The 12,660-nt window shown below is 69.7% G+C and carries 10 protein-coding genes; 8 read left to right on the top strand and 2 right to left on the bottom strand.

Going from position 1 to position 12,660, the window contains the following annotated elements:
* The first annotated feature begins 3 nt into the window (after positions 1 to 3).
* Positions 4 to 894: a carbohydrate ABC transporter permease gene (locus DKM19_RS32220; protein ID WP_110700897.1), complete on the top strand. Its 891-nt coding sequence runs from the start codon at positions 4 to 6 to the stop codon at positions 892 to 894.
* Positions 891 to 2,267: a GH1 family beta-glucosidase gene (locus tag DKM19_RS32215; protein ID WP_110700895.1), complete on the top strand. Its 1,377-nt coding sequence runs from the start codon at positions 891 to 893 to the stop codon at positions 2,265 to 2,267. The genes DKM19_RS32220 and DKM19_RS32215 overlap by 4 nt, the downstream gene beginning before the upstream one ends.
* A gap of 132 nt (positions 2,268 to 2,399) precedes the next feature.
* On the opposite strand, the gene DKM19_RS32210 is transcribed toward DKM19_RS32215, so the two are convergent.
* Positions 2,400 to 3,743 carry a PHB depolymerase family esterase gene (locus DKM19_RS32210; protein ID WP_239513697.1) on the bottom strand — a complete coding sequence of 448 codons (1,344 nt, stop codon included), beginning with the start codon at positions 3,741 to 3,743 and terminating at the stop codon, positions 2,400 to 2,402.
* Positions 3,744 to 4,495: 752 nt separating this feature from the next.
* On the opposite strand from DKM19_RS32210, the gene DKM19_RS32205 reads away from it, so the two are divergent.
* From DKM19_RS32205 to DKM19_RS32185, 5 genes are all read left to right on the top strand, one after another.
* Positions 4,496 to 6,097, top strand: a complete 1,602-nt coding sequence (locus tag DKM19_RS32205; protein ID WP_204358341.1) for a GDSL-type esterase/lipase family protein — start codon at positions 4,496 to 4,498, stop codon at positions 6,095 to 6,097.
* Positions 6,098 to 6,259: 162 nt separating this feature from the next.
* Complete coding sequence (locus DKM19_RS32200) at positions 6,260 to 7,444, top strand: pyridoxal phosphate-dependent aminotransferase (RefSeq protein WP_110700893.1); 1,185 nt, start codon at positions 6,260 to 6,262, stop codon at positions 7,442 to 7,444.
* A gap of 210 nt (positions 7,445 to 7,654) precedes the next feature.
* The gene (locus DKM19_RS32195; protein ID WP_110700891.1) at positions 7,655 to 8,518 is read left to right on the top strand and encodes a GNAT family N-acetyltransferase; all 864 of its coding nucleotides are present in this window, start codon (positions 7,655 to 7,657) and stop codon (positions 8,516 to 8,518) included.
* Between the two features lie 425 nt (positions 8,519 to 8,943).
* On the top strand, positions 8,944 to 9,735 hold the full coding sequence (locus DKM19_RS32190) for a metalloregulator ArsR/SmtB family transcription factor (protein WP_110700889.1): 792 nt from the start codon (positions 8,944 to 8,946) through the stop codon (positions 9,733 to 9,735).
* Positions 9,736 to 10,053: 318 nt separating this feature from the next.
* Positions 10,054 to 10,461 (top strand): YidB family protein, encoded by a 408-nt coding sequence (locus DKM19_RS32185; RefSeq protein WP_110700887.1) that lies wholly within the window; start codon positions 10,054 to 10,056, stop codon positions 10,459 to 10,461.
* A 114-nt stretch (positions 10,462 to 10,575) separates the two neighbouring features.
* Here DKM19_RS32185 and DKM19_RS32180 read toward each other — a convergent pair whose 3' ends face one another.
* Positions 10,576 to 11,484: a cation diffusion facilitator family transporter gene (locus DKM19_RS32180; RefSeq protein ID WP_110700885.1), complete on the bottom strand. Its 909-nt coding sequence runs from the start codon at positions 11,482 to 11,484 to the stop codon at positions 10,576 to 10,578.
* A 255-nt stretch (positions 11,485 to 11,739) separates the two neighbouring features.
* On the opposite strand from DKM19_RS32180, the gene DKM19_RS32175 reads away from it, so the two are divergent.
* Positions 11,740 to 12,657 carry a carbamate kinase gene (locus DKM19_RS32175; RefSeq protein ID WP_239513696.1) on the top strand — a complete coding sequence of 306 codons (918 nt, stop codon included), beginning with the start codon at positions 11,740 to 11,742 and terminating at the stop codon, positions 12,655 to 12,657.
* Positions 12,658 to 12,660: the final 3 nt, after the last annotated feature.

The following is a 12,660-nucleotide window of genomic DNA, read 5'->3' as shown; positions in this document are numbered from 1 at the left end:
CCCATGGCGACCATCACCACTTCGGCCCCTCCCAAGGCGGACACCCCACGTCCGCGCCGGCCTCGTAAGGTCCGCGCGCCCCGCTCGGCGGGATTCTGGACCTACGCGGCGCTCGTCGCCTTCCTGCTCGGCTCGCTGTTCCCCGTCTACTGGTCGCTGATCGTCGCCTCGCAGAGCAACGACGCGATCGGCAAGGTGCCGCCCGTGCTGGTGCCCGGCGGCCACCTGTTCGAGAACATCGCCCGGGTGTTCGACACCACCGCCTTCGGGCAGGCCCTGTTCAACTCCTTCCTCGTGTCGAGTACGGTCACCGTCTCGGTGGTCTTCTTCTCGACCCTGGCCGGGTTCGCCTTCGCCAAGCTCCGCTTCCGGGGGCGTAGCGGCCTGCTCGTGGCGGCGATCGCCACCACGACCGTCCCCCACCAGCTCGGCATCATCCCGCTCTACATCCTCATGGGAGAGCTGGGCTGGACCGGGCGGATCGAGGCGGTGATCGTCCCCGGTCTGGTGACGGCGTTCGGAGTGTTCTTCATGACGCAGTACCTCTCCGGCGCCGTCCCCGACGAGCTGCTGGAGGCGGGGCGGATGGACGGCTGCAGCACGCTGCGACTGTTCTGGCACGTCGTGCTGCCCGCCGCCCGGCCCGCCGCGGCCGTGCTCGGGCTGTTCACCTTCATGCAGGCATGGAACGATTTCTTCTGGCCGCTGGTCGTGCTGACCCCGGAGAATCCGACCGTCCAGGTCGCGCTCTCCACCCTGGCCAGCGGTTACACGACCGACTTCGCACTCGTGCTGACCGGTGCCGTGATCGCGACCGTTCCCATGGTGGTCGTGTTCACGCTCCTCGGCCGGCAGATCATTGGAGGAATCATGTCAGGGGCGATCAAGGGATGACGGCGACAGAAGAGCGCGTCACGGAGGCCGGGACCTTCCCCACCGGATTCGTCTGGGGCGTGGCCACCTCCGCCTACCAGATCGAGGGGGCCGTCGACGTCGACGGCCGCGGCCCGTCGATCTGGGACACCTTCTCCAAGGTCCCGGGAGCCGTGGCGGCGGGGGAGTCCGGCGACCCCGCCTGTGACCATTACCACCGCTGGCCCCAGGACGTGGAGCTCCTCGCCGGTCTCGGCGTCGGCGCCTACCGGCTGTCGGTGGCGTGGCCGCGGGTGTTCCCCGAGGGAGGCGGCCGTGTCAACCAGCGGGGCCTCGACTTCTACCGCCGCCTGGTCGGCGCGCTCCACGAGCATGACATCGTGCCGTTCGTCACCCTCTACCACTGGGACCTGCCCCAGGCGCTGGAGGACCGCGGCGGGTGGCGGGATCGGGACACCGCCGAGCGCTTCGCCGACTACGCCGCGACCGTGCACGAGGCACTGGACGGCGTGCCGTACTGGATCACGCTGAACGAGCCGTACTGCTCCTCGATCGTCGGATACGCCGAGGGCCGCCACGCGCCCGGCACCCGGGAGGGGCACGGGGCCCTGGCCGCGGCACACCACCTGCTCGTCGGGCACGGCCTGGCCACCGGCCGCCTGCGCGAGCGCGCCCGGGAGGGCGAGCGGATCGGCGTCACGCTCAACATGTCGCCGGGCGTGCCGGCGAGCTCCTCGGCCGAGGACGCGGCCGCCGCCCGCCGGATGGACCTGATGGTCAACCGGCAGTTCACCGAGCCGCTGCTCGGCGGCGCCTATCCCGAGGACCTGCCCGAGGTCTACGGAGAGATCAGCGATTTCTCCTTCCGCCGCGACGGCGACCTCGAACTCATCTCGGCGCCGCTGGACTTCCTCGGGGTGAACTACTACTACCCGATCCACGCCGCCGCCGCGCCGTACGCCCAGCCCGACCCGGCGCTGCGTTCCGCCCACGACATCGGCGTGCGCACGGTGATGCCGGACGGGCCGCGGACCAGCGGGCTCGGCTGGCGGATCGAGCCGCGCGGCCTGCGGGACACCCTCACCGGGCTCGCCGCGCGGTTTCCGGGACTGCCGCCGGTCTTCGTCACCGAGAACGGTTACGGCGACCGCGGCGAGCTCGACGACGCCGGCCGCATCGACTACCTGGCGGAGCACCTGGCCGCCACCGGCGCGGCCATCGCCGACGGGGTGGACGTCCGCGGTTACTTCTGCTGGTCCTTGATCGACAACTTCGAGTGGGCCAGGGGGTACGACGCCCGGTTCGGCCTCGTGCACGTCGACTACGCCACCCAGGCTCGCACGCCCAAGGCCAGTTACCACTGGTACCGCGATTTCATCGGTGGCCAGGGGTGAGGCACCGTCTCCCGGGGGTCGCCCGGGAGACGGTGGCTCTCCGTGCCGATCTCCGTGCCGAGTCGTCGGCGGTGGAGGGACACCCGCCTGCCTCAGGCCCGCGCCGGCCCCCGAGCGCCGACGCGGATCCTCTCAGCCCGTGGTGCAGGTGGCGGAGTTGAGGGTGAAAGAGGCGGGTTTGCCGGTGTTACCGGTGTGGGTGGCCTGGAAGCCGAAACCGGCCGAGGCGCCCGCCGCGATGGTCGCGTTGTAGGAGACGTTCCTGGCGGTCACCTGGCCGCTGGCCGGTGAGACGGTGGCGTTCCAGGCGGAGGTGATCGTCTGCCCGCCGGGGAGGGAGAACGCCAGGGACCAGTTGGTGATGGGGGAGGTTCCGGTGTTGGCAACGGTGACCGCGGTGGTGAATCCGTTGTTCCAGGTGTTCATGGTGTAGGTGACGCGGCAGGGACCGGAGGGCTCCGGCGTGGGCGTGGGCGTGGGCGTGGGCGTCGGGGTCGGGGTCGGCGTGGGGGTGGGTGTAGGCGTCGGGGTGGGGGTCGGTGTGGGGGTGGGGCCGCCGGTCAGGCCGAAGAACTGGATGGCGGCCGCGGCCATGCCGCTGGTGGGAAGGCTGTGCCCGACGCCCTGGACACTGATCGCCTCCACGGCGACGTTCACGCCGGTGCCTCCGTACCGGGTCCGCGTCCAGTTCGACTGCGGCCGGTCGGTGAACGTGGGAGTCTGGCTGATCCCGTGGACGTTGGTCCACTGCTTGATCTCTTCCTGGAAGTTGGGGTAGCGCAGGGTGGCGTCCTCGGTGCCGTGCCACACCTGCATGCGCGGACGCGCGCCGCTGTAGCCGGGATAGGCCCCCCGCACCAGGTCGCCCCACTGCTGCGGGGTCTTGACGACGGTGCCGTTGGCGCAGGCGCTGTTCCAGCTGGAGCCGTCGGTGGTGGCGAAACAGGCGAACGGCACTCCCATGAACGCCGCCCCGGCCTTGAACACGTCGGGGTAGTCGCCCAGCAGGACGTTGGTCATCATGGCGCCGGAGGACGCGCCGACGACGTAGACCTGGCTGGGATCGGCGTTGTTGCGCTGCTGGACGTACCTGACCATGGACACGATCCCCACGGGGTCGCTGCCGCCGTCATGTCTGAGCGCCTGGGGTGAGGAGACGTCGAAGCAGGCGCCGCTCCGGGTCGCCGACGGGTAGATGACGATGAACCCGTACCGGTCGGCCAGGGAGGCGAACTCCGTACCCGAGTAGAAGGCAGGGCCGGTGCCGGTGCAGTAATGCACGGCCACCACGATGGCCGGTCTGGCCGCGACGCGATCCGGCACGTACAGGTGCATTCGCAGGTTGGTGGGATTGGTGCCGAAGCCGGTCACCTCGGTCAGGGATGCCGACGAGGCCGGCGGCGCCGTGACCAGGGCCGTGATGACGAGCACCATGGCGGCGATCACCGCGCCCAACGCGTGAGCTTTCACCCTCATCCGTTGTCCTTTCTGGCTGTCCTGGGGCGGACCGCATCAAGGGTGCGACCGTCTGAAATATTTCGAAGTGTTCACAGAAATGTTTCAGAGGACAAGCCTCTCCGCGGACCCCGCCAGAGGGAGGGTCGATGACCTGGAAGAAGTCGTGAACGCGAGCACCGGTCAGGTGAAACTTTCGGCCGGATCTCCACCGGCCCGCCGGGCGGATCGGCGATTCGGCGGGTCCGCCGGCCCCACTGGGTCCGTGCGCGGGCGGCCGGGATTCAGGCGGTTACGCGGGCCGCGGGGCTCCCGGTTCGGGCGTACGGAGCGCCCGGAGGCGTCCGGACGCCTCCGGGCGTCGTCATGCCCGGGCCGGACGAGCCGCCGAGCGTCGGCGGGGGCGTCTTCGACGGTCGGAGTTAGGGCGTCGCGGTCCTGGGCAGACGGACCGGCGGCGGATCTCAGGCCACTCGGTGAGCCGCACTTCTTCCAAATAGATCGGACCTATTTGGAGAGATCCAATCGCCCGTTCCCTGCTCGCCTGAGGAATCTGGCTGAAAAATCGTATTTTAGGAACGTTACAATGGATCACGTCGAAAACATCCCGGCGGGAGTTTGTCGATACATCCTATCTATGGCTTGACCGAGTCCTATATGTCGCCCTAATGTCGCCTTGATTAATTCGATGACCGGACCCTGATGTGGGCCGTCCGTAAATACGGCCGGCCACCGGGTTCGGTTCACGGCAGCACCGGTTCACAGGAGGATTCTTGAGACGACGCGGCGTTTTCCGTCTGTCAGCAGTGGCCCTCGCGGCCGTCCTGACGGCGGGCATGACCGGCGTGACGACCGGCCCGGCCGACGCGGCGGCGATCGGATGGACCGGCACCTGGGCGGTCTCTCCACAGAGCGGCAGCACCGTCTTCAACCAGCAGACCGTGCGCCAGATCGTGCACACCAGCATCGGCGGCACGTCGGCGCGCGTCCAGCTGTCGAACGCGTTCGGCAGGCAGGCGGTGACCATCGACAACGTGCACGTGGCCCGCCGCACCTCCGACTCCGGCGTCGATCTCGGCACCGACCGGGTGGCGACCTTCGGCGGTCAGCGGAGCGTCACCATCCCCGCCGGGTCGCTGGCGATCAGCGACGCCATCGACCTCGTGGTCCCCGCGCAGTCGGACCTCGCGGTCAGCATCTACCTTCCGCAGTCGACCGGCCCCGCCACCTACCACCAGACCTCAAGCCAGACCAACTACGTCACCTCGGGGAACGCCAGCGCGAACGCGACCCTCCCCGGTGCCCAGCAGGTCGGCAGCTACTACTTCCTGGCCAACCTGGACGTGCAGAACGACTCCGCGCCGGGCGCCGTCGCCACGCTGGGCGCCTCGATCACCGACGGCGTCGGCTCCAGCTCCAACACCAACCGGCGCTGGCCCAACCGGCTGGCCTCCCGGCTGGTCGATTCGGGCCGCGCGGTCGGAGTGCTCAACCAGGGCATCAGCGGTAACAAGCTGCTGGCCGACGGCGCCGGGCAGAGCGCGCCCAACCGCTTCGAACGCGATGTGCTCGCCCAGCCGGGCGTCAAATGGGTGATCTTCTCCGACGATCCCATCAACGACCTGGGTGTCGCCTCGCCGCCGGCCGCGTCGCAGCTGATCGACGCCGCGAAGCAGCTCATCTCCCGCGCCCACCAGCGGAACATCAAATTCATCTGCTCGACGCTGACCCCCTTCCGCGGCGCGGGCGGCTGGTCGCAGGCGGCCGAGAACCAGCGTGTCGCCTACAACACCTTCGTCCGCGGCGCCGACAGCGGCTGTGACGCCGTGCTCGACCAGGACGTGGCGACCAGGGACCCGGCCAATCCCACGATGTTCCTCCCCGCCTACGACACCGGCGACCACCTGCACCCCAACGAGGCCGGCCTGCAGGCCATCGCGAACGCGGTCAACCTCAGCTGGTTCGGGGCACCGGGCACGCCGGTCTCCTCGGTGGTCGGCCTGCGCTCCAAGGCCAACGGCCGCTACGTCACCGCCGCCAACGGCGCGCCCCTGATCGCGAACGGGACGTCCGTCGGATCGGGACAGCAGTTCGAGCGCGTCGACCTGGGCAACGGGAACGTGGCCCTGAAGGCGAAGATCAACAACATGTACGTGTCCGCCGCGGGCACGAGGACGCAGCCGCTGATCGCCGATCGCGCCACGGCCGGCTCCTGGGAGACCTTCCAGCTGATCGGCAACCCGGACGGCTCGACCAGCATCCGGGCCCAGATCAACGGTAAGTACGTGTGCGCGGAGGGCGGCGGGGCGCAGCCTCTGATCGCCAACCGCGACGCGATCGGACCCTGGGAGCAGTTCGAGATCGTCGCCGGCTGACCGCCGGCGCCTCGATGCCCGGCGGGTCCGCCACGACCCGCCGGGCATCTCCCGCGCCACGGCTCCGCCGTTCCAGGCACCCGCGGTCCGGGTCCGGGCGGAGTTTCCCGACGTCCGGCGTCGTGATCCGCCGCGAACGGCGTGCCGGTTACTCTGGGACGCGTGAGCGATCCTCTGGTGGCGCGGATGCGCGAGTTCGGAACGACCATCTTCGCCGAGATGTCCGCGCTGGCCGTGCGGACCGGTTCGATCAACCTGGGGCAGGGCTTCCCCGACACCGACGGGCCCGCCGCGATGCTTGAGCACGCGATGGCGGCGATCCGGGATGGCTTCAACCAGTATCCGCCGGGTCCCGGAGTCCCCGAGCTGCGCCAGGCCGTCTCCGAGCACCGCAAGGACCACTACGGCCTCGACTACGACCCCGATGGGGAGGTCCTCGTCACCGTCGGCGCCACCGAGGCCGTCGCGGCGGCGATCCTGGCGCTGTGCGAATCCGGCGACGAGGTGATCGCCTTCGAGCCGTACTACGACTCCTACGCCGCCTCCGTCACCCTGGCGGGAGCCGTGCTCCGCCCGGTCACCCTGCGCCCGGTCGAGGGCCGCTTCACCTTCGACCCCGCGGAACTGCGCGCGGCCGTCGGCCCGCGCACCCGGGCGATCCTGGTCAACTCCCCGCACAATCCCACGGGCACGGTCTTCACCCGCGCGGAGCTGGAGGAGATCGCCCTTCTCTGCCAGGAGCGCGACCTGATCGCCGTCACCGACGAGGTCTACGAACACCTCACCTTCGACGGCGTCGAGCACATCCCCCTGGCCACCCTCCCCGGCATGCGCGACCGCACCGTGATGATCTCCTCCGCGGGCAAGACCTTCTCGGTCACGGGCTGGAAGACGGGCTGGATCTGTGCCCCGCCCGAGTTCGTCCGCGCGGTCCAGACCGTCAAGCAGTTCCTCACCTTCACCGCCGCCGCGCCCTGGCAGCTCGCCGCCTCGTACGGCCTGCGCCACGAGCTCGGCTGGGTCTCCTCCCTCCGCACCGGCCTGGAGTCCAAGCGCGACCGCCTGATGGCGGGGCTGTCCGCGGCGGGGTTCGAGGTCTACCGCCCCGCGGGCACCTACTTCGTCCAGACCGACATCCGTCCCCTCGGCTTCACCGACGGTCTCGCCCTCACCCGAGAGCTTCCGTCCCTGGCGGGCGTGGTCGCCATCCCCACGCAGGTCTTCTACGCCCGTCCCGAGCGCGGACGCCACTTCGTCCGCTTCGCCTTCTGCAAGAAGGACGAGGTCATCGACGAGGCCGTGAGCCGCCTGGCCCGGCTCGGCGGGACGGGCGGCCACCCCGGGTGACGGGGCCCGCCCCCTTTCGCGGGCGGTCCGTCTCCTTTGCGGAGCCCGTCCCGCTCCTTCGCGGAATCCGGCTCGGCACGGGACCGGTGAGCGCGGCGACGCTGAACGGTTCGCTGGAGACCAGGTCGACCGTCCCTTTGAACGGTAGATGCCCTGACCTGGGCCGTAATCGGGTGGCGGTGATCGGCCGGGTGTTGCTTGGATGATCGTATGACTTCCGTGAAACTCGATGATCATTCTGAGCGGGCCCTGCTGGACCGGCTTGAGCAGTACTACGACGCGGTCCCACTCTCCGGCGCTCGCGTGGAGCGCCACGGCCCGCTCACGCTGTTCGTGCGGGAGGGCGAGGGCTGGCCGTTCTACGCGCGGCCCGCTCGGGAATGGCACGGTTCCGTGAGCGTCACCGACGTGACACTGGTGCGGGCCCGGCAGCGCGAGCTCGGGATTCCGGAGAGCTTCGAGTGGGTCGCCGAGACCTCGCCCGCGCTGAGGCCCGCGGTCGAGGAGTCGGGGCTCGTGATCCACGAACATCCCCTGATGGTCCTCGACGAGGATGCCGCGATACCGGAGCGGAACGAGCCTTCCGAGGGACCGTCCGTACGGATCATGGGCCCGGACGATCCGGCGCTGCCCTCCGCGCTGGCCGTTCCGCATCTCGCCTTCGCGGAGCCCGGGACGGGCGTCGGCGTGGCGGGCCTGGCGGAACTGGCCACGGCGGCGGCGACCCGCGCCGCCGACGGTTCGGTCGAGCGCGCGGTCTCGCGCATGCGGGCGGGACTGACGGCGATCGCCGCGGCCGTCGAGGACGGGATGGCGCTGTGCGCGGGCCAGCACCAGCCGGTTGGAGCGGTCAGCGAGATCGTCGGAGTCGGGACGCTGCCCGCCGCCCGCCGGCGCGGTCTCGGGCTCGCGGTCACCGCCGCGCTGGTGGCCGACGCCAGATCACGGGGTGTGAAGACCGTCTTCCTGTCCGCCGGCGACGACGACGTCGCCCGGATGTACGCCCGGATCGGTTTCCGCCGCATCGGTACCGCGCTGATCGCCGAGTTTCCCGAGAAGCCTGAGAACCTCTGACACAGACGGTGTGAACTGGTTCTGATTCGACTGACGGCGGGTGGCTTACCTGCTGCGCCGGGGGTACGCCATCACGTCCGCGTCCCTGGATCGTCACCGACGATCTGTGGCGGCGCGCCGAGCCGCTGCTGCCTTCCCATCCGCGGCGGCGGACGGGTGGCGACCGCCGTTCGAAGAGACACCGAGTGAAGCGCACGGAACGCCCGTGAACGAAGTCGGGGCGAACCTGGGCCGACCGAAGTCCGATGACCGGCCGCCGGGCGTGCGCGTACGCGTCGGCACCTGCGAGGCCGTGCCGAGGATGATCAACTCCCGCCTCCGCCCGTCGTAACCGCGCGCCTTGACAGGCAGCCATATGGCTGCCTAAATTAAAGGCAGCCGAAAGGCTGCATATCGACGGCGGCGACCTGGGTACGAGGGCGGGCATGGACGAGGTGTTCAAGGCACTGGCCGATCCGAGCCGGCGCGCGCTGCTCGACTCGCTCAACGCCCGTAACGGGCAGACGCTGCGCGAGCTGTGCGCCGGACTCGACATGGCCAGGCAGTCCGTCAGCAAGCACCTCGCGGTGTTGGAGGAGGCCGGGCTCGTCACCACCGTGCGGCGGGGCCGGGAGAAGCTGCACTACCTCAACGCCGCGCCCGTGCACGAGATCGCCCACCGGTGGATCAGCCGCTACGACCGGGCCAGGGTCCAAGCCCTGGCGGACCTGAAACTCGCCCTGGAGGAGACCCCGATGGACGCGCCGACCTTCGTCTACACCACCTACATCCGCACCACCCCGCAGAAGCTCTGGCAGGCGCTGACCGATCCCGCCTTCACCCGCCGCTACTGGGCCACGGAGTTCACCACGGACTGGTCCGTCGGCTCGCCGATGACCTGGGACAACCACGGCGTGCTGATCAGCGACCCGGAGCAGGTCGTGCTGGAGGCCGAACCCTACAGCCGGCTCTCCTACACCTGGCACGCCATCACCCCGGAGCTCGCCAAGCGCTTCGGCTGGGACGAGGAACTGCTCGCCCGGCTGTCCGGCGAGGCTCGCTCGAAGGTCACCTTCACGATTGAGGAGGCTGCGCAGGTCGTGAGGCTCACCGTCGTGCACGACGGCTTCGAGCCCGGATCGAGCCTGGCCGAGATGGTCAGCTACGGCTGGCCGAGCGTGGTGGCGAGCCTGAAGTCGCTGCTGGAGACCGGCGAACCGCTGCCGGACGATGCGTGACCTCCCCGATCGGGGCTCGACGACGTCGCGAGGTACCGCCGGATGATCCGGGGAAGGCGGGCGGGGACGAAGGCGTCCGCTCGGGCTTTACCCGAGGCGGCTCCGGGCGGCCCGTTCAGGCTCCGTCGGGTGGTCGGGGCGTCCGTTTCCGCTTCCCAGAGGTGGTTCCAGGAAGGGTTAGGGAACTTATCGTTGATTTTACTCACTTAAAGTGACATATCGATTACTGAGGAGCATTTCGGGGTATTCCGGTTTATGGGCCTTAGGGTCCGTTCTTGTTCGCGGCGCGAAGGCGCCACCGCGTAACCGGGGGATTCCATGGCAGCATTCGACAGTTTCCTAGAGCGGCTCATCCCTGACGAGGGCGTCCGCAACATGGTCAAATCATTCTTCTCCCCAGAGGACGAGAGCGGCTCCGGAAAGTCCGGCGGTGTCGCCGACAAGATCGATCAGCTCAGGAAGGGCGGCCTGGGGGAGCAGACGAAGTCCTGGGTCAGCCCCGGCCCCAACAAGTCGGTGACCCCGGAGGAACTGAGGTCCGCCATCGACATGAACGACCTCAGGAAGATCGCTCAGAAGGCGGGCATGTCGGAGGACGAGATGCTTCAGGCCCTCGCCAGCCACCTCCCCGAGGTGGTCGACAAGGCCACGCCCAGCGGGAGCATGAAGGACCTTCACAACATGTCCTCCGACATGCCTCCCGGTAGATCTCCCGGCATGTCCTGATCGGACATCGTCGGTACGAGGGGCCGGGCGAGTGTGATCGACTCGCCCGGCCACGATGCTGTGGTCACCCGGCCGGTGACGGTCTTCGAGGCCCGGCCCGGGCGCGGGGACCGCTCAGGCGGAGACGATCCGGCACGCCGTGCCGGGCACGTGGTCGACCTGCAGGGTGGTGTGGTCGATGTGGAACCGCTCGTGCAGCAGTTCGGCCAGCTCGCGGCGGACGCGGTGGCAGTCGCCACCGGGCTTGACGATGACGTGCGCGGACAGCGCGGGGAAGCCGCTGGTCACGGTCCACACGTGCAGGTCCTCGACGGCGGTGACCTCGGAATGGGCGACGATCGCGGCGTTCACCTCGGCCGGATGGACGCCGGCGGGAGCGGCCTCGAACAGGATGCGCCCGGCGTCGCGCAGCAGGCCGTAGGCGGACCTGGCCATGAGGGCCGCGACGATCAGGGCGGCGACCGCGTCGGCCCTGCCCCAGCCGGTGAGCCAGATGACGGCGCCCGCGATCGCGGTGGCGACAAAGGCGTACATGTCATTGAGGATGTGCTGGAACGCGCCCTCCACGTTGAGGCTGCTCCGGTCGGCCCTGGCGATGAGCCACGCGGCGGCGGCGTTGACCGCGATCCCGGCGAGAGCCGTACCGAAGACCAGGAGCCCCTTGACCTCCGGTGGCTCGATGAGCCGCCGGACGCCCTCGTAGACGAAGTAGGCGACGAGCACCACGAAGGTCAGCCCGTTGATCGCCGCGGAGAGGATCTCGGCGCGCTTCCAGCCGAACGTGTAGGCGCCGCGCGCGGGGCGGGCGGCCATGTTGATCGCGATCAGCGCGAGCGCGATGGAGGCGGCGTCGGTGAGCATGTGCCCGGCGTCGGAGATCAACGCGATGGAGTTGGCGATCACGCCGACGACGACTTCGGCCGCCATGAAGACGACCAGCAGGGCGAGCGCCGCCGCCAGGTAGCGGCGGTCGGAGTTCGCGCTGTGCCCGTGACCGTGGCCGTGACCCATCGCAAGATCCATCTCTCTAACACCTGAACAGATGCTCATATATTACGCAAGATGTCCTCAGCGGGGCAAGATCCCGCCTTTCGCGCGACGGCAGAGCGGAGGGGAAGGCGGGGCGCCGGGCCTCCGACCGGCGGGTTCTGTCGAAGAACAGGCGTGCCTTGGGCAAAGAGTGCCCATGAGCCGGGCCGGGCAGCCCGTTAACGTCGCCCGTGTGGGTGGAGGAATGAATGAGACGAGCCGGGAGAGCGGGCTGGGTGAACGAGTTGGGTGAACGAGTTGGGTGAACGAGTACTGATCGCGCTCGGGGGCAACGCGATGACGGCCCCCGACGGGAGCGCGTCGCCGGACGATCAGCGCCGCGCGGTCGAGGACGCGATGCGCCACGTCACCACGCTGGTCGCGGCCGGTCACCAGGTGACCCTCACCCACGGCAACGGACCCCAGGTCGGCAACCTGATCTTGAAGAACCAGATCGCGGCCGACGTCGTGCCCCCGGTGCCGCTCGACTGGTGCGGCGCCCAGACCCAGGCCACGATCGGCACGCTCATCCTCAACGCGCTCGACGGTCGCGCCGTGGTGGTGGTGACCCGGACGCTCGTGGACCTCGGCGATCCGGCCTTCCAGGACCCGATCAAGCCGATCGGCCGCTACTTCACCGAGGCGGAGGCACGCCGCTTCGAGAAACTCGGCGAGACCTGGCACCGGTTCGACCGGGGCTGGCGCCGGGTGGTGGCCTCCCCGGAACCGCTGGAGATCCTCGACGCGCCCGCGGTGGCCGCGCTGGTGGCCGCGGGGTTCACCGTCGTGGCCGCCGGCGGCGGGGGAGTGCCCGTGGTCCGCGACGCCGACGGGAAGCTGTGCGGAGTCGAGGCCGTGATCGACAAGGACCTGGCCGCCGCGATGCTGGCGCGCGCCGTACGGGCCACGACCCTGGTCATCGCCACCGACGTGCCGCAGGCCGTCGTCGGATTCGGTACGGCCGAGGCCCGGCCCATCGGCCACGTCACCACGGTCGAGCTGCGCGCGCTGCACGCCGCCGGGCACTTCGCCGGGGGCAGCATGGGCCCGAAGGTCGAGGCCGCCCTGCGTTTCGTCGAGCAGGGCGGCGACCGGTCGGTGATCACCTCCCTGGAGAACATCGGGGCGGCGGTCGCGGGGGAGGCCGGCACCGTGGTGCGACATTGAATG

Source organism: Streptosporangium sp. 'caverna' (genome assembly GCF_003203775.1).
Taxonomy (GTDB): Bacteria; Actinomycetota; Actinomycetes; order Streptosporangiales; family Streptosporangiaceae; genus Streptosporangium; species Streptosporangium subroseum.
Note: the sequence above shows the minus strand (reverse complement) of the source record. Positions and strands in the feature narration are given on the sequence as shown.

Excerpts from the sequence above, each read along its gene's own strand:
- DKM19_RS32220 (WP_110700897.1), top strand. The coding sequence starts at position 4 with ATGGCGACCATCACCACTTCGGCCCCTCCCAAGGCGGACACCCCACGT.
- DKM19_RS32215 (WP_110700895.1), top strand. The coding sequence starts at position 891 with ATGACGGCGACAGAAGAGCGCGTCACGGAGGCCGGGACCTTCCCCACC.
- DKM19_RS32210 (WP_239513697.1), bottom strand. The coding sequence starts at position 3,743 with ATGAGGGTGAAAGCTCACGCGTTGGGCGCGGTGATCGCCGCCATGGTG.
- DKM19_RS32195 (WP_110700891.1), top strand. The coding sequence starts at position 7,655 with ATGACTTCCGTGAAACTCGATGATCATTCTGAGCGGGCCCTGCTGGAC.
- DKM19_RS32190 (WP_110700889.1), top strand. The coding sequence starts at position 8,944 with ATGGACGAGGTGTTCAAGGCACTGGCCGATCCGAGCCGGCGCGCGCTG.
- DKM19_RS32185 (WP_110700887.1), top strand. The coding sequence starts at position 10,054 with ATGGCAGCATTCGACAGTTTCCTAGAGCGGCTCATCCCTGACGAGGGC.
- DKM19_RS32180 (WP_110700885.1), bottom strand. The coding sequence starts at position 11,484 with ATGGATCTTGCGATGGGTCACGGCCACGGTCACGGGCACAGCGCGAAC.